The following is a 23069-nucleotide window of genomic DNA, read 5'->3' as shown; positions in this document are numbered from 1 at the left end:
AAGGAATTTAATCATGAAACAAGCTGTTATCGTAGACTGCATCCGTACTCCGATGGGCCGCTCAAAGGCTGGCGTATTTCGTAATGTACGTGCAGAAACTCTGTCTGCCGAATTGATGAAAGGTCTGTTACTGCGTAATCCGCAACTCGACCCAAACCTAATTGAAGACGTGATTTGGGGTTGTGTGCAACAAACCCTAGAGCAAGGTTTCAACATTGCCCGTAATGCTTCACTATTAGCCGGCATTCCAAAGACCGCTGGCGCTGTGACGGTTAACCGCCTGTGTGGTTCGTCAATGGATGCTATCCATCAAGCTGCGCGGGCGATTATGACTGGCATGGGCGACACCTTTATTATTGGTGGCGTAGAACACATGGGCCACGTGCCTATGAGCCATGGTGTCGACTTCCACCCAGGTCTTGCTAATAACGTGGCAAAAGCCTCTGGCATGATGGGGTTAACGGCTGAAATGCTGGGTAAATTGCACGGTATTACCCGTGAGCAGCAAGATGCTTTTGCGGTACGTTCTCATCAACGCGCTTATGCAGCCACAGTTGAAGGCCGTTTTGCTAAGGAAATCTATGGCATTGAAGGTCACGATGCTAACGGTGCCTTAATTAAAGTCCTCCAAGACGAAGTGATCCGCCCAGAAACCACAATGGAATCTCTAGCAGCACTGCGTCCGGTATTTGATCCAGTCAACGGTACTGTCACTGCGGGTACTTCTTCTGCACTGTCTGATGGCGCTTCAGCCATGTTGATCATGGAAGAATCTAAAGCGCGCGCACTTGGCTTACCAATTCGTGCACGTATTCGCTCTATGGCGGTTGCGGGTTGTGATGCGGCTATCATGGGTTACGGCCCAGTGCCAGCCACGCAAAAAGCGCTGGCTCGTGCCGGTATCACAGTTGCCGATTTAGATGTGATTGAACTGAACGAAGCGTTTGCAGCTCAGTCTTTACCTTGTGTGAAAGATTTAGGCTTAGCGGATGTGGTTGACGACAAAATCAACCTCAACGGCGGCGCGATTGCACTAGGTCACCCACTGGGTTGTTCAGGTGCGCGTATCTCTACGACGCTGATCAACTTGATGGAAGACAAAGACGCGACCTTAGGTTTAGCGACCATGTGTATTGGTTTAGGCCAAGGTATCGCAACCGTGTTCGAACGCGTTTAATTCGTTAATCGAATAATTATCAAAGCCGGAACTTGTTCCGGTTTTTTTTATGCCAAATCTTCTGCCATCGTAAATATTAATATTTCTCATTTCTTCTGCTGTTCATTTGAAAATCAGTCCGTTATCGACTTAACTACAAGGGCATTACTGGCTATTGTGGACGACAACAGGCAAGCAATCATCAGCCAAATCTAGGCAGTGTAGTGCAAGGATGCAATTCGTTGTTTTACCAGAGGAATGCCTGATGCTACAAACGGAACAGACCCTTTTCGAACAAATGCGGATCACTGAGTTGGAGATCGAGTCTCGTAAGGCGCTCTTCTCTTTTACTGGGGGGGATGTAAAGGCCCTACAATCCTTTAAGCCTATCATCGAAGAAAACATCGATAAAATCGTCGATGACTTTTACGGCTTACAAACCAGTGTGTCAGAAATTGCGCTCTTGATTGGAGACTCAGACACACTTGCCCGCCTGCGTACCGCACAGAGAAGATATGTGCTTGATTTATTTAATGGTGTTTATGATCTTGAGTACGTAAACAATCGCCTACGGATTGGTTTAGTCCATAAACGCATTGGTGTTGAGCCCAAACTTTACCTGTCTGCGGTACACACACTCAAGGAGTTGATCTATGCAGTGATCAACGGCTCAGTACAAGATGTACGTCAAGCCGAACGTATTCGAGCCGCAATTGATAAACTCGTGCTGTTTGATGTCACACTAGTATTCGATACTTATATTCGCAGTTTAGTCTCCGAGATTGAGAACGCTAAAGATAAGGCCGAGAAATATGCCCAAAGCATGGAAAGCAAAGTCAAAGAGCGCACCCAGCAGTTAGAAGAACTCTCGCAAACCGATCCCTTAACAGGTTTGCTCAACGTAAGGCACTTACAAGAAACCGCAACTCGCATACTCAGAGCTGCCCAAAGACGCGCCGAGCCTGTATGTGTCATCTACTTAGATGTAGATGATTTTAAATTATTTAATGACACTCAAGGCCATAGATCAGGTGATGAAGTACTTTGTGCTGTCGCAAAAGCGATTAAAGAAACCACTCGTGCTGAAGATCATTGTTTTCGATATGGTGGAGATGAGTTCTGTATCATCATGCCTAACTGTCGTGAGGAACAAGCTCGAGAGAATTTCATCACTCGGTTTAATCAAAAAATAAAACTCAGTCTAAACAATATTTCCTTAAGCTTTGGCATTACAGATACTGGCCCCTATGAATATGAAGAAGCCAATAGCTTAATTCATAAAGCCGATCAAAAAATGTATAGCTACAAACGGGCGTCCAAATTGCAGCAACAAACTATGGCGGCAGCAAATGATTTAGCACCAGAGAATAGTACAGCTGTCATCCATCCAATCTCTCAATCTCAAAGCGCTGCTGATAAAGCCGTTGAGTAATGTTAATTATCATAAGCCATAAGTTTGTTCCACGTGGAACATTTTATCTCTAGCTTTGGTAACGACAAAAGGCACACCAATCAAACCACATCACAAATTGAGACCACCAACTTGGTTTATCATGGGGGCTGGAGTAACATTAGCTAATTCTGCTTAACCGTTCAGTAGAGGTAATATGAACGACGCTTTCTCAACCGCACAGCATAGGCTCGATGCAATAGGCTTACGTTGCCCAGAACCTGTAATGATGGTGCGTAAAACGGTAAGACAAATGGCTGCAGGCGAGACACTGCTGATCATTGCCGATGACCCTGCAACGACACGCGATATTCCAAGCTTCTGTGAGTTTATGGATCACACCCTTATCGCCAGCGAAACGGCTCAGACGCCATACCAATATTTGATCAAAAAAGGACTTTAAGTCGTATCGTTTTAGCGACTTAATCATTAAAAAAGGATGTGAGGAACTATGCCAAAACTGCTGGCAATTGCCTATAAAACTGTAAAGCGCGGCCCAATGAATGAGGTTCTCTGTGCCAATGTCACCCAGTTAAATGGTGTAGAGAAAGATGTATTTGGTCGTCCTGGCAAACGCCAAGTCACTGTGCTTTCCAAACTACAATGGCAACAAGCCTGTCGTGCTATCGAGGCAGAATTGCCTTGGACGACTCGCAGAGCAAATCTGCTCGTTGATGGTCTAGTATTTAGCAGTGCAGATGTTGGTAAACATTTACAAATTGGTGAGTTACTACTTGAAATTACAGGTGAGACCGATCCTTGTAAAAAAATGGAAATTGCACATGTTGGTTTAGAAGCCGCACTCACCCCAGATTGGCGAGGAGGTGTAACATGCAGGGTATTAAATGATGCCATGATCCACCTAGGTGATGAGATAGCAATTTTCTTTCCTAGCTAATCCAATCAGCCTATCTCAGCTAGTTCTCCATACTCCTCTATAAATAGAACCAAATAACTTGGTTCTATTTCTGTTGTCCCAATCCTAATATAAATATCAGCTTTCTAGCTCGAACATCAATTGAAACAGTATTTACGTTTTCCTTCCTATCTATTTATGCGATAACTACACCAAGTATTAACAAAAATTTATCTTGTGATTAATACCGCTCATGTAGCCCATAAGAACGATAACAGGAAGTGATATGTTTAACTCTAAACTTACCCCGCTTTATATTGCCCTCACTCTTGGGATGAATACCCTCGCAGTTAACGCCACAGAAACGAAAGAATCGACTTGGAATGTTAACGCTCCAGCGAATGCTCCCTTAGTGCAAGTCAAAGTTGATGTTAATGAAGGCACTTGGATGAACTTAAGTGTCAGCCCAGATGGTAAATATATCGTCTTCGACTTACTCGGTGACATCTACCAAATTCCCGTAACAGGCGGTGAAGCTAAGCCATTAGCCCAAGGCATAGCTTGGCAGATGCAGCCCGTCTATAGCCCCGATGGCAAGCACATTGCTTTTACGTCCGATGGTGATGGTGGTGATAACATTTGGATTATGGATGCTGATGGCAAAAACCCAAGAACAGTCACCCAAGAAACCTTCAGGCTGCTAAACAGTCCAGCTTGGAGCCCAGACTCCCAGTATTTGGTTGCCCGTAAGCACTTTACCGCCAGTCGTAGTTTGGGTGCGGGCGAAGTGTGGCTATACCACGTTGCGGGTGGTGAAGGCGTTAAATTGACCGAACGTCCTAATGATGAGAAAGATTTAGGTGAACCCGCGTATTCACCCGATGGTCGCTATATCTACTTTAGTCAGGATGACACGCCGGGTAAAACATTCCATTACTCAAAGGATTCGGTCAACGGTATCTACAAAATAAAACGCTACGATACTCAAACTGGTGAGATTGAAGTATTAATCGAAGGCACGGGTGGTGCAATTCGGCCAACGCCGAGCCCAGACGGCACTAAGCTCGCCTATATTAAGCGCGATGATTTTCAGTCATCACTCTACCTACTCGACCTTAAGTCGGGAGAGACGACTAAACTGTTTGGCGAACTTGACCGTGATATGCAAGAGACTTGGGCCATTCATGGCGTCTATCCAACAATGGCATGGACACAAGATAACAAGGATATTTTCTTCTGGGCTAAGGGAAAAATTAATCGTCTGAATGTTGCCAATAAAACACTCACAGATATCCCCTTTAGTGTAAAAACTGAGTTAGCCGTACAGCCCTCGGTGCGCTTTAAGCAAGATATCGATAAAGACGTTTTCGATGTCAAAATGCTACGTATGGCGCAGGTCTCACCGGATGGCAGCAAAGTCGCCTTCGAAGCACTGGGGAAAATTTGGTTAAAATCCTTACCCGATGGCAGAATGTCACGCTTGACTGATCTAGACAAAAATATTGCAGAACTTTATCCCCAATGGTCGCGCGATGGTAAAAATATTGTTTTTACCACTTGGAATGACCAAGACCAAGGCACAGTACAAGTGATTAGCGCAAAAGGTGGCAAACCTAAGCAGCTAACATCTGAGCCAGGAAAGTATGTCGAACCCACCTTTTCACCCAATGGTGAACTCGTAGTGTATCGTAAAACTCAAGGCGGTAACCTCACACCAAGAACTTGGTCGCAGGAGCCCGGGCTATATAAAGTCGATATTAAAGGTAAACAAAATAGCAAGATCAGTACCGATGGCTATCAAGCTCAATTCGGTGCCAATGCCGATCGCGTCTTTTTTATGAATAGCAGCGAAGATGAAACGCCGCAATTATCATCGATCAACTTAGACGGCTTCGATAAGCGGGTTCATTACAGCAGCAAACATGCAACTGAATTTAGGGTTTCACCCGATGGTGAGCAACTCGCCTTTGCTGAACGCTTTAAAGTTTGGGTAACACCTTTTGCTAAACACGGCGAGACAGTTGAGATTGGCCCCAATGCCAACAATCTACCTGTAAGCCAATTGAGTACCCGTGCGGGCGAAAGTATCAGTTGGAACAGTAAAAGCGACCAACTATATTGGACTCTTGGCCCCGAGCTGTACCAAGCCAAAGTTGATACTCAATATCTCAATAAAGATGAAAAGGCACAACCCAGCATTATCGATTTAGGCTTTACCGAAAAGGCCGATGTTCCACGTGGAACAATCGCCTTCGTCGGTGGCAAAGTGATTACGATGGAAAATGACCAAGTGATTGATAATGGTGTGGTCATAGTCAAAGACAATCATATTGTCGCCGTAGGCGATGCCGATGTTGCGATTCCTAAGGATGCGCAGATCATCGACATCAAAGGCAAATCCATCATGCCAGGACTATTCGATGCCCACGCCCATGGACCGCAAGCAGATGATGAAATTGTGCCACAACAGAACTGGGCGCTGTATTCAGGCTTATCCTTGGGTGTCACCACTATTCACGATCCATCGAATGACACTACAGAAATCTTTGCCGCATCTGAGCAACAAAAAGCAGGCAATATTGTTGGCCCACGAATATTCTCCACCGGCACCATACTCTATGGCGCAAATGCACCGGGTTACACATCGCACATAGACTCACTGGATGATGCCAAGTTTCATCTTGAACGTCTGAAAAAAGTCGGGGCGTTTAGCGTAAAAAGCTACAACCAGCCGCGCCGAAATCAGAGGCAGCAAGTTATCGCTGCCGCACGTGAACTTGAAATGATGGTTGTCCCTGAAGGTGGTAGCTTGCTGCAACATAATTTAAGCATGGTCGCCGATGGACATACTACGATTGAGCACTCACTCCCCGTTGGTTCAATCTATAACGATATCAAACAGTTTTGGAGCCAGACTAAAGTTGGTTACACGCCAACCTTAGTGGTTGCCTATGGTGGTATTTCTGGTGAAAACTACTGGTATGATAAAACCGATGTGTGGGCACATCCACGCCTATCCATGTATGTGCCAGCCGATATTTTACAAGCAAGATCAATGCGACGCCCCCATGCACCAGAGAGCCACTACAATCATTTCAATGTTGCTAAGGTTGCTAACGAGCTCAATAAGTTAGGGGTTCACCCAAATATTGGCGCCCACGGTCAGCGTGAAGGTTTAGCGGCACATTGGGAAATGTGGATGTTTGCCCAAGGCGGCATGAGCAATATGGAAGTGTTGAAAACGGCCACCATTAATCCAGCGACAACCTTTGGCATGGAGCAGCAACTCGGTTCTATCAAAGAAGGTAAGCTCGCGGACTTGATCGTTATTGACGGTGATCCATTAGCCGACATTCGCGTTACCGACAGAGTCACTCATACTATGGTCAATGGTAAGTTATTTGATGCAGAGACTATGAATAAGCTTAATGGGGACAAGGAAAAACGTAAGCCATTTTTCTTTGAGAAAATCTAAGGGCTACTTTTAAGTCTAAGGAGAATAGCTTTCCTGTTGAGACCGTTTAAGTTTAACAAGATGAGTTCCAGCGAAGCTCAAAAAGCATGTTCCACGTGGAACATGCTTTTTTGTATTTGGATACTCTACAAGAGTTTTCTTTAATATCAGTCAGCTCAACGATTAATGATTCTAGTGGCTATGCTCAGCACAAGAATCGACACAGGCCTGATAAGCAATACACTCGACAAGGTGATCGTTCACCATACCCACCGCCTGCATAAAGGCATAACAAATAGTTGGGCCGACAAAATTGAATCCGAGTTTCTTCAACGCTTTTGACATGGCTTCAGATTCTGGTGTTTGTGCCGGAACCTGCGACATTGCCCTAATTTGATTAACTATGGGCTTACCGCCCACAAAGCTCCATAAAAAAGCAGAGAAATCCTTCCCATCGGCAGTATAGGCTAAATAACCTTTGGCATTCTTGATGATAGAGTTCACCTTCAAGCGATTGCGCACTATACCGGGATTCAACATGAGCTCCTCTACTTTCGCCTCATCGAAAGTAGCAATAATCTCAGGTTCAAAATTAGCAAAGGCCTGTTCATAGTTTTGTTGCTTCTTCAGGATAGTTATCCAAGATAATCCGGCCTGTTGACCATCTAAACACAACTTAGCAAACAGCTCCTTTGGATCATAAACAGGTCGCCCCCACACTTTGTCGTGATACTCACGATACAAGGGATCATCACTTACCCAGCCACAGCGGATCTCTTCCATGGTATATAACCTTATTGTTTTAATTAAGAAGGTAAAAAATAACCTACATAAGCAGATATCTACAAGGTATAATCGAACCCATTTTCTATTCAGGCTGACGGCAGTAGACAAGTAGACATGACGACAAAACACGACGTAAAAACATTTCAGGGTTTCATTCTCACCCTGCAGGAATATTGGGCACAGCAAGGCTGTGCAATTGTTCAACCTTTAGATATGGAAGTCGGCGCGGGTACATTCCACCCACAAACTTTCCTACGTTCTTTAGGGCCTGAACCTATGAGCAGTGCCTATGTGCAGCCATCGCGCCGCCCTACGGATGGTCGTTACGGTGAAAATCCTAACCGCCTACAGCACTACTACCAATTCCAAGTCGTGTTGAAGCCTTCTCCTGACAATATTCAAGAGCTGTATTTAGGCTCACTGCAAGCACTGGGTATTGATACTCAAATCCACGATATCCGCTTTGTGGAAGATAACTGGGAATCACCAACACTAGGTGCTTGGGGCTTAGGCTGGGAAGTTTGGCTTAATGGCATGGAAGTGACTCAGTTTACTTACTTCCAACAGGTCGGCGGCATCGAATGCAGCCCTGTCACAGGTGAAATCACCTATGGCCTAGAGCGTCTGGCCATGTATATCCAAGGCGTAGATAGCGTTTATGATCTCGTATGGACCGATGGTCCACTGGGCCTAATCACCTATGGCGATGTGTTCCATCAAAACGAAGTCGAGCAATCTACCTATAACTTCGAACACGCCGATGTGGATTTTATGTTCACCCTGTTCGATCAGTGCGAAAAAATGTGTCAGCATTTATTGTCGCTAGAAAAACCTTTACCTCTGCCCGCCTACGAGCAAGTGATGAAAGCCTCACACGCCTTCAACCTGCTCGATGCCCGCCATGCCATTTCAGTTACAGAGCGCCAACGCTACATCTTACGTGTTCGTACTATGGCGAAAGCGGTCGCTGAATCTTATTATCAGGCACGCGAAGCGCTTGGCTTCCCAATGTGTAAGTAGAGGTAAAAACATGAATTTTGAAAACTTACTCATAGAGTTAGGCACGGAAGAATTACCACCTAAGTCACTGCGTAAACTGGCTGAATCCTTTTTAGCTAACTTTACTGAAGAACTCACCAAAGCCGATTTAGCGTTCAGCTCAGCCGTTTGGTACGCAGCGCCACGTCGTCTGGCAATTAACGTCACTGAACTTGCCCTTGCACAAGCTGACAAAGTCGTTGAAAAACGCGGCCCAGCAGTGAGTTCAGCATTCGATACTGAAGGCAAACCGACTAAAGCCGCCGAAGGTTGGGCACGTGGTAATGGTATTACTGTTGAACAAGCCGAACGTTTAGTTACAGATAAAGGCGAATGGTTAGTCCATAACGCCAAAGTTGAAGGCGTCGAAACCAAAAGTTTGATCGCTGCCATGGCTCAACGTGCACTCGATAAATTGCCCATTCCTAAGCCAATGCGTTGGGGCAATAATAAAACCCAATTTATTCGCCCTGTTCACACCGCGACTATGTTGCTAGGCAGTGAGTTAATTGAAGGTGAATTGCTGGGTATCAAATCGGCACGCACTGTTCGCGGTCACCGCTTTATGGGACTCAAGCAGTTTGAATTAGCACACGCTGATCACTACCTTGCCGACCTAAAAGAAAAAGGCAAAGTCATCGCCGATTACGAAAGCCGTAAAGCATTAATCAAAGCCGATGCCGAAAAAGCCGCCGCTAAGATTGGTGGCACAGCGGATATCGAAGATAGCCTGCTTGAAGAGGTCACCTCTTTGGTTGAATGGCCTGTGGTATTGACCGCTAGCTTCGAAGAAAAATTCTTAAGTGTACCGTCTGAAGCTTTGGTCTATACCATGAAAGGCGACCAAAAATACTTCCCAGTCTTTGATAATGCAGGCAAGTTACTGCCAAACTTTATCTTTGTGGCCAATATCGAATCTAAAGATCCCACGCAAATTATCTCAGGTAACGAGAAAGTCGTTCGTCCACGTCTTGCCGACGCCGAGTTCTTTTTTAATACCGATAAAAAACACACGCTGGAATCACGTTTACCTAGCCTAGAAACCGTCCTGTTCCAACAACAGCTCGGCACCTTAAAAGACAAAGTGAATCGTATTTCTGCCCTAGCCGCCTTTATTGCCGGACAAACTGGCGCGAATGCGGTTGATGCAGCCCGTGCAGGTTTGTTATCTAAAACCGATTTGATGACCAATATGGTGATGGAGTTTACCGACACTCAAGGCACTATGGGCATGCACTACGCCCGCCTCGATGGTGAAACCGAAGCCGTTGCGGTTGCAATGGAAGAGCAATACAAGCCTAAGTTCTCTGGCGATACAGTGCCTAGTGCCGGTGTATCTTGCGCTGTCGCATTAGCAGACAAGCTCGATACTTTAGTCGGCATCTTTGGTATTGGCCAAGCACCAAAAGGCGCAGCCGATCCCTTTGCCCTACGCCGTGCCGCCATCGGTGTGCTGCGTATTATCGTTGAGAACAAACTGCCACTGGACTTAGTAACACTGATTGCTAAAGCTCAGGAGCTCCACGGTACTAACTTAAGCAACGCCAATGCAAGCGATGAAGTGTTAGAGTTCTTAATGGCTCGCTTCCGCGCTTGGTATCAAGATAAAGGCATTGGTGTTGATGTGATCTTAGCCGTGCTAGCACGTCGCCCAACACGCCCAGCTGATTTTGATAGTCGTATCAATGCGGTATCACACTTTAGAAGCCTAGAAGCTTCTGGCGCACTTGCAGCAGCGAACAAACGTGTATCTAATATTCTGGCTAAGGTTGAAGGCGCTTTACCGACATCGATCAATGCAGGTTTGTTGACCGAAGCCGCAGAGCAAGCATTAGCGGCCAAGTTGAACGAGCTACAACCACAGTTGGCACCTTTGTTTGCCAATGCAGATTACCAACAGGCCTTAACTTTGTTAGCTGGCCTACGTGAAAGCGTGGATCAGTTTTTCGAAGATGTAATGGTTATGGCGGATGATGAAGCTTTGAAAAACAATCGTTTAGCATTATTGAATAATCTACGCGAGCAGTTCCTGCACGTCGCGGATATATCACTACTGCAATAACGATACTAAGGTTTATAAAATTATCGCTTTATAAAAAAACGCGCTTCATAGCGCGTTTTTTATTGTCCTGATTTCTTATACCAAACGTATTAAATTGCCCAATCAAAACTGCGTCAGTTTTTGATGTAAGCCATCAAATTGAGTTTGATCTAAGTTAACTTGCTGCAGTAAATTCGCCAGTATCTCAGGGGATAATTGCCCTGCTTGATGCAGCATAGAAATCTCACTGATCACATTCGCCCGCCATACCACAGCGGCGAGCCCAGCTTGCGGACGCGAGTTTACACTGGCGAGCTTGTCTAATTCTGTTTCAAAGGTATTGGGTAACTGCCAATGCTTAGCGAGCAATGAACTTAAGGTTAACGATTTCGTCGTCATCACTTGTCTAAATAATCCAGAATTAGGCTGCTCTCCCAGCTCCGCCAGCACAAACGCATCGAGGAGCATTTTGAAAATGGCCAGCTTGCCGACATCATGCAATAAGCCCAATAAAAAAGCCGTATCTTGATCTTCATCGCTTAACTCACTGGCGAGAAAGGCTACCTGCATCGAGTGGCGCCAAATTTCAGCCCCAAAACGACGGAAATAGATTGGTTTGATATCCAACATTTCACGCACTAAACAAGTGGTGACAAATTTTCTCAACTGTTCGCGGCCAAGCTGTACCAAAGCTTGCTGTAAACTGGTGATATCCCTATCGCTACGTTTAAACGCGGGAGAATTACACAGCTTAAGCACCTCAATACTCAATAAAGGATCTCGCTCGATAAGCGCCAATAGATCCTTAATATCAAATTGTGGGTCGGCCAATTTACGATCTAACTCCAATACCTTTGACGGCAGCTTTAACACTTTTTCGGCGATGACTTGTGGCGATGCTAAGGCCAACTCTATCTCCGCCATTACCCGACGTTCAAGATTATTCGCTACACCACCAGTGTCCTTTACCCGTGTCGGAAATAACAAACTATAAAAGAGTGCAGATAAATCGACAGATACGACGCTAATATCTTCGAGAGATTTAGCTGGCTTTCGCGCAGGTTCAAGCGACTTACCTAAGTCCGTCGTTGAAAAACTTTTGGGTCTCTCAACGGTCGCCGTATCACGAATATTAAAGAGTTTGTTAAAAAGTGATTTAATCAAGAAGCATCAACCTGTCATTATAAATAATTGTTAAAAAGTCAGTTAAATATTGCCCATCATAAATCCATTTTGATCAGCTCAAGCCATGTATTAAGGCATTGTAGAGAGGCTAATACTTAGCTTAAGTGTAACATATTCAATTCATTTCGGACTTCTTCTATCCCACCATTACTGCTTTTACAAAGACAATCTTGGTTACAAGTTGAAACCTCAAAAAACTTACATTTCAGCATCATTTAACTGACAATATGCCTACCATTCCTAAAGGGATACATATTTTGTCTCCCTTTAATTGATTAACAATCTACTCGCGAGCTAACAACGGAAAATTTGATGATCGAGGTAATAAAAGCGGGTGCACTAACCACAGTTCAAGATATCGGACGCATGGGATATCGACATTTAGGCGTAACCCAAGCTGGTGCCTTAGATAGACCTGCACTGTGTTTAGCAAACCGCCTACTCTCAAATCCAGACAATACACCCGTACTGGAATTGACCTTCGGACAATCGATTTTTTTGTTTAAACGTGATGCTTGGATTGCCTTAACCGGTGCCGATTTCGATGCGCGCATAGATAATAAACCCATAGTTTGCGGCTGGCGTTACTCTATTAAGGCAGGACAAAAACTCAGTCTTAGAGGGGGGAATAAAGGCATGCGTGCCTATGTTGCGGTTGACGGCGGCGTTAAAGTGCCGTTAGTGATGGATTCTGCTGCAACTGATTTAACCTCAGGTATCGGTGGATTTCATGGCCGCGCATTAGAAGCTGGCGATAGCCTGACCTTAGGTTCAGCTCATCCACTAAGAAGGCAAGTTGGCGCAATTCAAAAAAGTTGGAATGGGCATATTCGCGCACTCGCAACAAAGCACACCCAAGCCTTCTCGTTGAAATCGCAGCAAACATTCTGGCAAACACAGTGGCAACTTTCGGCAGAAAGCAATCGTGCAAGTGCAATACTCAACGGGGAAATATTGACCTTAGCAAAACCATTTCCCGTTCAATCACATACAGTCAAGCCCGGAGTCATTCAAGTGTCAGCTTCAGGGCAACCTTTAGTGTTACTTGCCGATGCTAAGACCACCAGCAATCATCCTCAAATCGCCGTGATTATTGAAGCCGATCTGTGGAAACTCGCTCAAACTCGCCCAGGGCAGACAGTTAAATTCGAATTGGTTGACGATGAACAAGCGGCAACGGCGCAAGCGGAATGGCAAGACTACTTCTACCGACTACAACGTAGCCTAGGTTAACGAACCACTGCATAATCAAATCTACAAAATATCACCCGTATTCCTTACTAAACCCTATATCGGTTTAATTCAAATAACACACTATACTCGCGCTAATTCGCACTTAGGTTCGGTGTAACTTGCTGGCTATAAAACAGCGCCACATCTTGTAATTGCTCAGAACTTAACGCGCTGACTTGTGATTGCATCAAAGGATCGAGTCGTAAACCGGTTTTAAAATCGACGAGCTGTTTATTAAGATAAGCTAATTTTTGTCCCTTTAAGTTTGGGAATTGCTTGGCCATAGCGATCACCGCATTGCCATGGCATGACTCACACTGTGCTGTAGCCAATGCCTGACCTCGCTCTATATCTGTTTGATAAACCTCTCCATTAACCTCTGTGGATAAGCCACATAGCGCAATCAAACTTATGATAATCGCTCTCATTTTGGCTCCTTAGGGAAAGGTTTAACTAGCACAGGCTGCAGGTTCGGTTCTAAAGGTAGACGTCTGAAGATCGCCATATCCATTTCAGCTTGACCATAATAAGTGCTTAGATAACTCAAGGTCGGCGCCCAAGTATCCGACAAGTCCCATAAACCTTGAGTATCTACCATCCACAGCAAAGTCTCTTTCCAAAAGGCTTTATCGCCGTGGTTTTGCACGACTATCATACTGGTATGGCAGGCATTACATTGATAGTTCACTAACTCCCAGCCAGGAGCCATGATCAAACCCGATTTAGGGTCCACTGGATACTCAGCGGCTAGCGAAATACTGGATGCCACTAGCCCAAGCAATATCAGTTTATTGATATGTGACTTCATCACACCACCCTAACGGCAATACGGTGGCAGCCGTTAAACATATATCCCTTAGGATTCCATTGCGGTTGTACGACAGGCTGACTATCACCTTCACTATCGGTCGCTTTGGCCCAGATTTCATAATAACCCTGCGACGGTAATTGCAATTCAATCTTCCATTGCTGCCATGCTGTTATGTTTTTAGGTTTTTCTAATTCAGCGGCAAACCAACGAGTGCCATAATCGTAACTGACTTCCAGCTTAACCACTTCCCGCAATCCCGCCCAAGCATGACCTGCGATAGTCATCTTTTGACCTACAGCTAATTCGGTTCCAGATTGGGGGTGAGTGATCAATGACTTCACTATCATTTCTTCAATGATTTTATAGTCTTTATCATCAACAGACTCACCTGGCGCTATGGGATATTTAGGGAGTTGATACGCTGGCGCTTCCATTTTATGCCCATCATGGACTTTATTACGCACACTGATCCCCGTCGCCGCTTTTTGCGAAACGGATCCTGGCCGTCCACCAAACACAATACGTAAGGGATATCCATGTAGATAAGGAATGTCCTCACCGTTCATCGACCATGCAATAAGCCCAAGCTCTTCGAGCGCCGCCTTTATTGGTACGCCGCGTGAAATCGCCTCACCTTTGCCGCTCAAATGCCGATCAACACCGTGATGGCCTGTGTAAACAGCATCAGATTTAATACCGCAATCCTTAAGCACATCACTCACTAAGACACCTGTCCACTCAGAACAAAATACGCCGGCATTATTCCATTGATTGCCTTTAGTGCTAGGAAAGAAGCCTGAACGGCTATTACCACCACATTCAATCAGTAACTGTAATGTGTAATGCTTAAAGCGGCGCTTGAGCTCATCGATTGTGTAGGTTTTCGGAGTAGCAACGGACTCACCATCCACTTTAAAAGTCCAAGTCTTAGCATCCAGCGCCTTAAAATCAGGCACTATGCCATTCCAACGGATAAACGAGGCATCGGCAGGCGTCACAGCTGGAGCGAGCTTATGCTCCGGCGGAAACGCATTCAGTGGATGAGTGTTTAACACTTTGAAATAACTCGGTAAGTCCTCTGCCTTAGTCCAAGTTAATGCTGATATATCCAGAGGAATAACCTCTGCGGGAAGCTGATTGGCAAATACCCACTTAACGGGTAAAGCTGATAACACTGACGTCGCTACCGCACCTTTAATAAAAACCCGACGATTAAGATCCATGTTATTTATCCTTTCCGAGGTAAAAGTAATCCGCCATCAGCTGCATATCAGCCTCAGTCAAGAGTTGGGCGACTTTAGTCATAGTGGGATCTTGGCGATTCCCCGCCTTAAAGGCTCGCAGTTGCTTCAATAGGTATTCTGAGTTTTGCCATCCGATATTAGGAATATGCTCAAAACGACTCACACCGGACTCGCCATGACAGGCCTTACACATATTCAATAACTTATTTGCCTCATCGGCGTTTGCCACCGCCGATAGCATAAAAATCAGTGCACTTACGGGGTAAATCACTCGCTGCCACATCCATTTATCTCGCCAATTAGCCTTTATCTCGACAGAATCCATCGAACAAAGTAATTAAGATATGGTTAAATTATCTCAATGCTATGGGTCGTTTAAATTCAATAAAAGTGACTCGTAAGCTCAAGAGAAATGACGCGTATTAGCGGATGTAGAAAGGGTAAAATATTCATTAGTCATAGGTGAAATGAGTCCATATAGTAGCTTTGCAGAAACACTCGGCATTTCACTCAAGGACAAACAATGGATCTTTATATTGGCAATAAGAACTACTCTAGCTGGTCACTGCGAGCTTGGTTAATGGCCGCAAAATCTGGCGTGCAGTTCAACGAAGTATTACTGCAACTCGATACCGACAGCTTCTATCAGCAACTCAAAGCCATTTCGCCGACTTTAAAAGTACCGACATTAGTCGATGGTGACATTAGGGTATGGGATTCACTATCAATTTGTGAATACCTCAACGACACCTATCTTGCAGGTAGCGCATGGCCGCAAGATCCTAAACAAAAAGCCAAGGCTAGATCGATTGCCAGTGAAATGCATTCAGGCTTTAATGCCATGCGTAACGCTCTACCAATGAACATACGCGCGAGGCGCTATGTTGAGCTCACTGATGCGGTCCGCAAAGACATTGAGCGCATCGATGCGATTTGGTCAGCACAGATGGCCGAGTTTGCTCCATCAAATTCCGAAGGTACTTGGTTATTTGGCCAATGGTCGATTGCCGACATGATGTTTGCCCCTGTGGTTATGCGTTTTCTTACCTACGATATTGAAGTCTCGCAGGCAAGCCGTGCCTATATGCAGCATGTGATCAGCTGTCCGGAAATGCAGGCGTGGATTAATGCGGCTAAAGCAGAGACTGAAATTGTTGCAGCGGATGAAGCGGGTATTGATCGATAAAGAGATAAATCATAGAGATAAAAAAGGGAAAGCCTTGGCTTTCCCTTAATCATTCACGTACTAACGCGAGTCTTAACGCGCATTACACGTCTAATATTATACATCTAGCATTAAACGTCTAAGTTAGCCACGTTCAATGCGTTCGCTTCGATGAACTCACGACGAGGTTCAACTTGATCACCCATCAAACAAGTGAACAACTGATCGGCACCCACGGCATCATCAATCGTGACTTGCAACATACGGCGTGATTCAGGATCCATTGTAGTTTCCCACAATTGCTCAGGGTTCATCTCACCCAATCCTTTATAACGTTGAATGTATAAGCCGCGTTTGGCTTCAGAAATCGTCCAATCTAGCGCTTCGAGGAAGCTGCCGACTTCTTTAACACGATCGCCGCGTTGTACATAGCCGCCTTCTTCAATCATGCCATCTAACGCCGCACCTAACTTACCGATACGTTGATAATCGCTTGATTGGAAGAAGTCATAAGTAAACAGATAGTTAGTATCGATACCGTGTTTACGAATGGTGATCTTAGGCAGATACACTTTACGCTCAGGATCGAGAATAGGCTCAGCAGAATACAGTACACCGCTGTTTTCCATTTCCACCAGCTCATGGATAAAGGCATCGATCCACTCTTTCATCTTGCCTTCATCGGCCAACATCTCGTTGGTGATCATTGGGTGGTAAAGCATACGGTTAGTAATGTGCGTTGGATAGCGCTGCTCTAAACGAGCCACAATGGCTTCCACTTCACGATACTGAGTCACTAAACGCTCTAACGGCTCACCTGACATACCAATCGCACCTTGCGTTGGATACACAACAGTGCCATCCAATGCTTGAGTCGTGAGATATTGAGTCAATGCTGGCTCGTCTTTCAAATACTGTTCTTGCTTGCCCTTTTTCACTTTAAATAGTGGTGGCTGAGCAATATACACATAACCACGTTCAATCAATTCAGGCATTTGACGGAAGAAGAAGGTCAACAGCAAGGTACGAATGTGCGAGCCGTCGACGTCAGCATCCGTCATGATGATGATGTTGTGATAACGAGTTTTATCTGGGTTATATTCGTCGCGACCAATACCACAGCCGAGCGCCGTGATCAGTGTGGCCACTTCTTGAGAAGACAACATCTTATCGAAGCGTGCTTTCTCAACGTTTAGAATTTTACCTTTCAGTGGCAGAATAGCTTGGTTCTTACGGTTACGTCCCTGCTTAGCGCTACCGCCAGCAGAGTCACCTTCCACTATGTAAATTTCTGAAAGACCGGGATCTTTTTCTTGGCAATCGGCCAGCTTACCTGGCAAACCACCTAAATCGAGTGCGCCTTTACGACGGGTCATTTCACGGGCTTTACGCGCCGCTTCACGGGCACGGGCCGCATCGACAATCTTACCAACAATCAACTTAGCATCGGCTGGGTTTTCCAGCAGATAATCGTTCAGCTTCTCACCCATGGTTTGTTCAACCGCGGTTTTCACTTCACTAGAAACCAGTTTATCTTTGGTTTGCGAGCTGAACTTAGGATCAGGCACTTTAACAGAGATAACGGCAGTCAAACCTTCACGGGCATCGTCGCCAGTCGCGCTAGTTTTGCCTTTCTTGTTATAGCCTTCGTTTTCCATGTAGCTGTTGAGGTTACGTGTCAACGCACTACGGAAACCGACTAAGTGAGTACCACCATCACGCTGTGGGATGTTGTTGGTAAAACAGAAAATATTTTCCTGATAACCGTCATTCCACTGCATAGCCACTTCAACGGTAATGCCATCTTCACGCTCTTGCATAAAGTGGAATACATCTTTGTTGACTGGCGTTTTATTACGGTTCAGGTAATCGACGAATGCGCTAATACCACCTTCGTATTTAAAGAATTCATTTTTATTGTCACGTTCATCAACCAGACGGATACCCACGCCTGAGTTAAGGAAAGACAGTTCACGCACACGCTTTGCCAGAATTTCAAAGTGAAACTCAACATCGCTGAAGGTATCTTCACTTGGCCAAAAACGGATTTCAGTACCGGTTTTGGTTGCATCACCAATCTCTTTGATCGGCGCATCAGGCACACCGTGAGTATAAAACTGCTCGTATACTTTGCCAGCACGACGAATGGTCATTTGCAGCTTTTTAGATAAAGCGTTTACAACCGATACACCCACGCCGTGGAGACCGCCAGACACTTTATAGGAGTTATCGTCGAACTTACCGCCGGCATGCAATACCGTCATAATAACTTCTGCCGCCGATACGCCTTCTTCCTCATGGATAGAGACCGGGATACCACGGCCGTCATCCTTAACAGAAACCGAACCATCTACATGGATAGTAATCGTAATATCGCTACAGTGGCCGGCTAAGGCTTCATCGATAGAGTTATCGACTACTTCGAACACCATATGATGTAGACCCGTACCGTCGTCGGTGTCACCAATATACATCCCAGGTCTCTTACGTACTGCATCAAGGCCCTTAAGGACCTTAATACTCGAAGAATCGTAACTATTCTCTGACATATTATTCTCTCAATGGTTATTCAATTACCGTTACACGTCCCTGTTCCACATGAAACATCCTACTGGGAGGCGTGTGTAACGAATCGACTATTGCAGCAGGATCAATGGCGGTCACAAAAACTTGTGCTCCGGTATCCGTTAACTGCTTAAGCAATAGCTGCCTATGCTGTGCATCCAACTCGGACGGAAGATCGTCCACAAGATAAATACTGTTTTTATCTATTTGTTGTTTGAGCAACTTTCCCTGTGCAATACGCAGTGCACAGACTAATAATTTCAATTGACCACGGGACAGGGCATCCTGCGCCGGCAAAGTGCCTACACGAAGTCTAAGGTCAGCTTTATGGGGACCGCTGACGGTATGACCTGTGGCCAAATCTCTGGAATATTGGTTTTCGAGTAGTTCTGCAAAATCCGTTTTACTATCCCAGCCGCGCGTAAATGAAACCTTCACATCTACACTCGGTAAAAACTCCCCGATTATACCCTTAAGTAGCTCATTTAACGAGTCTACATAATGGTTTCGTATTTCGGTGACCTGCTCGGCATAGCGCACAAACTCTTGGTCCCAAAATTGAATATGACTGTAAGCTGAACCGTTCCTAAGTAATTGATTTCTTTGCTTAAGAACGCGACGAACATTCGTCCAAGCGCCATAAAACTGTGGGTCAGCATGAAATGCGCCCCAATCAATAAATTGTCGACGGGATTTTGGGCCTTCAAACAGTAAAGAAAAGCTTTCAGGTGTGATCACTTGAATAGGTAAAGCTTCGGCTAAGGTCGACAGACGTTTGACTTTTTCGCCGTCGATTTTCACTTCCGTCTCACCATTGCGAAATCGGCGTAAACCAATTTTACTGTCACCGCGCGCTAAATTTAAAGTCGCAAATAGCGTTAACTTATCGTCATCGTGATTAATCACTCGTTGGGATAAATGACTGCGAAACGAGCGCCCCATACCGAGGAAATAAATGGCTTCTAAAATACTGGTTTTTCCGCTGCCATTTTGACCATAAATCACGTTAATCCCAGGTGCTGGGATTAACTGTGCGGACTGAATGTTGCGAAACGCTTCGATATTGAGACGGGTCAGGCTCATGCATTACTCATTAAGCCGCGTAAACGGCGTAGGCAAGGATTCATAGCACTTAACGAGCAACTCAATCGCTGCCACAGGCTAAGACTATCAGTAAATGAGTGAAGGAATGGCCAATGCTGTGCATTAAACACTGTGCCGCCGTTAAGCGGCATAGACATCAAAGACAGAGGTACAGACACGGGTAACGTAAAAATCGATGGTTTATAAGCGCATCGGCATAACCACATACATGGAATCTTCTTCCAAATGGTTTTCGATTAGGGCGCTGGAGTTACCATCAATGAGCGTGATACGCACATCATCGGACTTAAGGTTGTTGAGCACGTCCAGTAAGTAACTGACGTTAAAACCAATTTCTAAGGCCTGATTGTTGTATTCCACATCGATGATTTCTTCCGCTTCTTCCTGTTCAGGGTTATTAGCGGTGATCTTGAGCAGACCATTTTCGAGTTGAATACGCACACCACGGAATTTTTCATTGGATAAAATAGAAGCCCGCGTCAGCGCTTGCTTCAGGTGATTACGACTCGCAATCACAATTTTATCACCGCCCTTTGGCAATACACGGCGATAATCAGGGAAGCGACCATCGACTAATTTACTGGTAAATACTGTGTTAGCCGTGGTGGCACGAATAGCATTATCACCAATAGCAATGGTGATATCGAGATCGTCAGACTCCAATAAGCGCGCCATTTCAATTACGCCTTTACGAGGCACAATGACTTGTTTTTCCGGTAATTGTGCTTCAATCGTACGATGACTTAAGGCTAAACGATGGCCGTCGGTCGCTATCGCACGCAACACATTACCTTCAGTTTCAAACAATAAACCGTTGAGGTAATAGCGTACATCTTGGTTAGCCATTGAAAACTGCGTCGAGTCGATAATTGACTTCAACACGCCCTGCTTCAAGCTAAATTCAATCTCAGCTTGGAAGGCTTCAACGTTGGGGTATTCTTCTGCGGGCAAAGTCGCTAAGGAAAAACGGCTACGACCTGAACGCAGCAACCATTTATTATCTTGTTGTTCGACTTTCAGTTCGCTTTGTTCTGGCAAAGACTTAACAATATCGAGCAGTTTCTTCGCCGGAACCGTAGTACGACCTTCTTCGATATCACCGTGAACCACTGCTTGGCCCACGAGTTCGACTTCTAAATCTGTACCAGTCAGCTTAAGTGAGTGACCACTTACTTCTACAAGGAGGTTAGACAAAATGGGCAAGTTATGGCGTCTTTCTACCGCACCACACACCAATTGCAACGGCTTTAATAGGGCATCCCTATCAATTGAGAATTTCATCGTGTCCAAATTCCTTGTTTTAAGAAGATAAGGTTCTAATCAAATTAGCATAATCTTCTTTAATGTCGTGGCTCTCTTCCCGTAGCTGAGCAATCTTACGACAGGCATGCAACACTGTGGTGTGATCTCGACCACCAAAAGCATCACCAATTTCCGGCAAGCTTTGGTTAGTTAATTCTTTGGATAACGCCATTGCAACTTGCCTTGGGCGCGCGACACTGCGTGAACGACGCTTAGACAACATATCAGCCATCTTGATCTTGTAGTATTCAGCTACGGTTTTCTGAATATTGTCTATAGTGACTAATTTTTCTTGAAGTGCCAAGAGGTCACGTAAGGCTTCACGAACAAAATCAATAGTAATTGGCCGACCCGTGAAGTTAGCGTTGGCGATAACGCGGTTTAATGCCCCTTCTAGCTCGCGTACGTTTGAACGTAAACGCTTAGCAATAAAGAAAGCCACTTCATCGGGCAAGTTAATGCCGCTCTCTTGAGCTTTACGCATCAAAATCGCTACGCGGGTTTCTAACTCTGGTGGCTCAATTGCCACAGTTAAACCCCAACCGAAACGCGATTTCAATCTGTCTTCAACACCGTCGATCTCTTTTGGATAACGATCTGAAGTCAAAATAATTTGGTGATTTCCTTCAAGCAACGCATTGAAGGTATGGAAGAATTCTTCTTGGGATCTGTCTTTATTGGCAAAAAATTGAATATCATCGATAAACAAGGCATCGACGCTACGGTAATAACGTTTAAATTCTTCGATCGCGTTGTTTTGCAGCGCTTTAACCATGTCCTGGACAAAACGCTCGGAATGCATGTAAACCACTTTGGCATTAGGATTATTTTTAATGATCCCGTTACCGACAGCGTGCAACAAGTGAGTCTTACCTAGACCTGTTCCGCCATATAAAAATAGTGGGTTATAAGCACCACCCGGATTTTCAGCCACTTGTAACGCCGCAGCCTTACCTAATTGGTTAGACTTACCTTCTACGAAGTTATCAAACTGGTAGCTCGGATTAATGTTACTGCGGTGATTCGCGTTCGCCATAGGCTCGGCTTGGACATTAAACGTCGTGCCTACCGTCGCTTTAGTTTGGGTATTCGCTACACGAGTTGGCGCAATCGGTGCTGGAACACTAGGCTTTTTCGCCGAAGGACGACTACCTATATCGAAACGCAATTTAGGCGCGTCGCTACCCATTTGCTCAGTAAAGAACTGATTAATGATATTGATGTACTTATCTCTGACCCAATCAAGCACGAAGCGGTTGGGCGCATAAAGCACCAGAGTATCTCCATCCATTTCGGCTTGTAACGGTCTGATCCACATACTGAACTGCTGAGCAGAAAGCTCATCTTGCAGTCGTCCGATACATTGTTGCCAAAGTGAAACAGCCACTTAGTTATCCCCAAAAGATCATCAAAAAAGAGATGTATTCTATAGCGAGATCTCAAGGATCGCTATCCTTAAAAAATATTTATCCCCAGCGAGATCATTCTATGTGGATATCCTCGATCATCAAAGATCCAAAACGATCCTTTTATTCAGCACTAACCGCAAATCCTGCTTTATTAAGCGATCCACATTGATCTATAATGGCGCCCCTTCGATCGGCTCGAAGATCCCCTGCACTACTACATGTAGTGTCCGTACACAGAGTTATCCACATCTTATGGTGTATTCTGGGGGT

Annotated in this window: 20 protein-coding genes; 9 read left to right on the top strand and 11 right to left on the bottom strand. The window is 45.2% G+C overall.

The features are described from left to right. The first annotated feature begins 13 nt into the window (after positions 1 to 13). The 5 genes from fadA to HQQ92_RS22575 all read left to right on the top strand — a co-directional run bounded on the left by fadA (position 14) and on the right by HQQ92_RS22575 (position 6937). Positions 14 to 1177, top strand: a complete 1164-nt coding sequence (fadA, locus tag HQQ92_RS22595; protein ID WP_006083808.1) for an acetyl-CoA C-acyltransferase FadA — start codon at positions 14 to 16, stop codon at positions 1175 to 1177. Between the two features lie 244 nt (positions 1178 to 1421). Beyond that, on the top strand, positions 1422 to 2588 hold the full coding sequence (locus HQQ92_RS22590; RefSeq protein WP_105250818.1) for a diguanylate cyclase domain-containing protein: 1167 nt from the start codon (positions 1422 to 1424) through the stop codon (positions 2586 to 2588). Between the two features lie 175 nt (positions 2589 to 2763). Beyond that, positions 2764 to 3009 carry a sulfurtransferase TusA gene (tusA, locus tag HQQ92_RS22585; protein ID WP_168827595.1) on the top strand — a complete coding sequence of 82 codons (246 nt, stop codon included), beginning with the start codon at positions 2764 to 2766 and terminating at the stop codon, positions 3007 to 3009. A 48-nt stretch (positions 3010 to 3057) separates the two neighbouring features. Next, positions 3058 to 3504 carry an MOSC domain-containing protein gene (locus HQQ92_RS22580; protein WP_168827597.1) on the top strand — a complete coding sequence of 149 codons (447 nt, stop codon included), beginning with the start codon at positions 3058 to 3060 and terminating at the stop codon, positions 3502 to 3504. Between the two features lie 244 nt (positions 3505 to 3748). Next, positions 3749 to 6937: an amidohydrolase family protein gene (locus tag HQQ92_RS22575; RefSeq protein WP_173248504.1), complete on the top strand. Its 3189-nt coding sequence runs from the start codon at positions 3749 to 3751 to the stop codon at positions 6935 to 6937. A gap of 171 nt (positions 6938 to 7108) precedes the next feature. Here the strand turns inward: HQQ92_RS22575 and HQQ92_RS22570 are convergent, their stop codons facing one another. Beyond that, a complete protein-coding gene (locus tag HQQ92_RS22570; protein ID WP_168827609.1) occupies positions 7109 to 7699 on the bottom strand; it encodes a DNA-3-methyladenine glycosylase I in 591 nt (196 codons plus the stop codon). 117 nt (positions 7700 to 7816) lie between these two features. Between HQQ92_RS22570 and glyQ the strand changes: the two genes are divergently transcribed. Further along, a complete protein-coding gene (glyQ, locus tag HQQ92_RS22565; RefSeq protein WP_006084781.1) occupies positions 7817 to 8722 on the top strand; it encodes a glycine--tRNA ligase subunit alpha in 906 nt (301 codons plus the stop codon). Positions 8723 to 8732: 10 nt separating this feature from the next. Beyond that, positions 8733 to 10802 (top strand): glycine--tRNA ligase subunit beta, encoded by a 2070-nt coding sequence (gene glyS / locus HQQ92_RS22560; protein WP_173248502.1) that lies wholly within the window; start codon positions 8733 to 8735, stop codon positions 10800 to 10802. Between the two features lie 102 nt (positions 10803 to 10904). Here the strand turns inward: glyS and HQQ92_RS22555 are convergent, their stop codons facing one another. Continuing rightward, positions 10905 to 11945: an HDOD domain-containing protein gene (locus HQQ92_RS22555; RefSeq protein ID WP_173248500.1), complete on the bottom strand. Its 1041-nt coding sequence runs from the start codon at positions 11943 to 11945 to the stop codon at positions 10905 to 10907. A gap of 333 nt (positions 11946 to 12278) precedes the next feature. Here HQQ92_RS22555 and HQQ92_RS22550 point away from each other — a divergent pair, with 333 nt between their 5' ends. After that, positions 12279 to 13199, top strand: coding sequence for a biotin-dependent carboxyltransferase family protein (locus tag HQQ92_RS22550; RefSeq protein WP_173248498.1), 921 nt, complete (start codon positions 12279 to 12281; stop codon positions 13197 to 13199). 92 nt (positions 13200 to 13291) lie between these two features. On the opposite strand, the gene HQQ92_RS22545 is transcribed toward HQQ92_RS22550, so the two are convergent. Genes HQQ92_RS22545 through HQQ92_RS22530 form a run of 4 tightly spaced genes read right to left on the bottom strand, consistent with a single transcriptional unit; the run spans position 13292 to position 15537 of the window. Next, entirely contained in the window at positions 13292 to 13627 is a 336-nt protein-coding gene (locus HQQ92_RS22545) for a c-type cytochrome (RefSeq protein WP_173248496.1), read from the bottom strand. Further along, a complete protein-coding gene (locus HQQ92_RS22540) occupies positions 13624 to 14007 on the bottom strand; it encodes a cytochrome C (RefSeq protein WP_173248494.1) in 384 nt (127 codons plus the stop codon). The genes HQQ92_RS22545 and HQQ92_RS22540 overlap by 4 nt, the downstream gene beginning before the upstream one ends. Beyond that, on the bottom strand, positions 14007 to 15233 hold the full coding sequence (locus HQQ92_RS22535; protein ID WP_173248489.1) for a sulfite oxidase: 1227 nt from the start codon (positions 15231 to 15233) through the stop codon (positions 14007 to 14009). The genes HQQ92_RS22540 and HQQ92_RS22535 overlap by 1 nt, the downstream gene beginning before the upstream one ends. A gap of 1 nt (position 15234) precedes the next feature. Next, positions 15235 to 15537, bottom strand: coding sequence for a hypothetical protein (locus HQQ92_RS22530; RefSeq protein WP_006083821.1), 303 nt, complete (start codon positions 15535 to 15537; stop codon positions 15235 to 15237). A 240-nt stretch (positions 15538 to 15777) separates the two neighbouring features. Between HQQ92_RS22530 and HQQ92_RS22525 the strand changes: the two genes are divergently transcribed. Continuing rightward, on the top strand, positions 15778 to 16440 hold the full coding sequence (locus tag HQQ92_RS22525; protein WP_173248487.1) for a glutathione S-transferase family protein: 663 nt from the start codon (positions 15778 to 15780) through the stop codon (positions 16438 to 16440). Between the two features lie 110 nt (positions 16441 to 16550). Here the strand turns inward: HQQ92_RS22525 and gyrB are convergent, their stop codons facing one another. Genes gyrB through dnaA form a run of 5 tightly spaced genes read right to left on the bottom strand, consistent with a single transcriptional unit; the run spans position 16551 to position 22777 of the window. Next, positions 16551 to 18968, bottom strand: coding sequence for a DNA topoisomerase (ATP-hydrolyzing) subunit B (gene gyrB / locus HQQ92_RS22520; protein WP_113941413.1), 2418 nt, complete (start codon positions 18966 to 18968; stop codon positions 16551 to 16553). 16 nt (positions 18969 to 18984) lie between these two features. Continuing rightward, entirely contained in the window at positions 18985 to 20067 is a 1083-nt protein-coding gene (gene recF, locus HQQ92_RS22515) for a DNA replication/repair protein RecF (RefSeq protein WP_105250804.1), read from the bottom strand. Continuing rightward, positions 20064 to 20294 carry a hypothetical protein gene (locus HQQ92_RS22510; RefSeq protein WP_147250508.1) on the bottom strand — a complete coding sequence of 77 codons (231 nt, stop codon included), beginning with the start codon at positions 20292 to 20294 and terminating at the stop codon, positions 20064 to 20066. The genes recF and HQQ92_RS22510 overlap by 4 nt, the downstream gene beginning before the upstream one ends. Further along, a complete protein-coding gene (gene dnaN / locus HQQ92_RS22505) occupies positions 20269 to 21369 on the bottom strand; it encodes a DNA polymerase III subunit beta (RefSeq protein WP_105250803.1) in 1101 nt (366 codons plus the stop codon). Before dnaN ends, HQQ92_RS22510 begins: the two co-directional genes overlap by 26 nt. A 19-nt stretch (positions 21370 to 21388) precedes the next feature. After that, entirely contained in the window at positions 21389 to 22777 is a 1389-nt protein-coding gene (gene dnaA, locus HQQ92_RS22500; protein WP_006083826.1) for a chromosomal replication initiator protein DnaA, read from the bottom strand. Positions 22778 to 23069: the final 292 nt, after the last annotated feature.

The sequence above is a fragment of the Shewanella sp. DC2-4 genome, assembly GCF_013248875.1.
Taxonomy (GTDB): Bacteria; Pseudomonadota; Gammaproteobacteria; order Enterobacterales; family Shewanellaceae; genus Shewanella; species Shewanella oncorhynchi.
The sequence above is the reverse complement of the archived record's forward strand: the minus strand, read 5'-3'. Positions and strand labels throughout refer to the sequence as shown.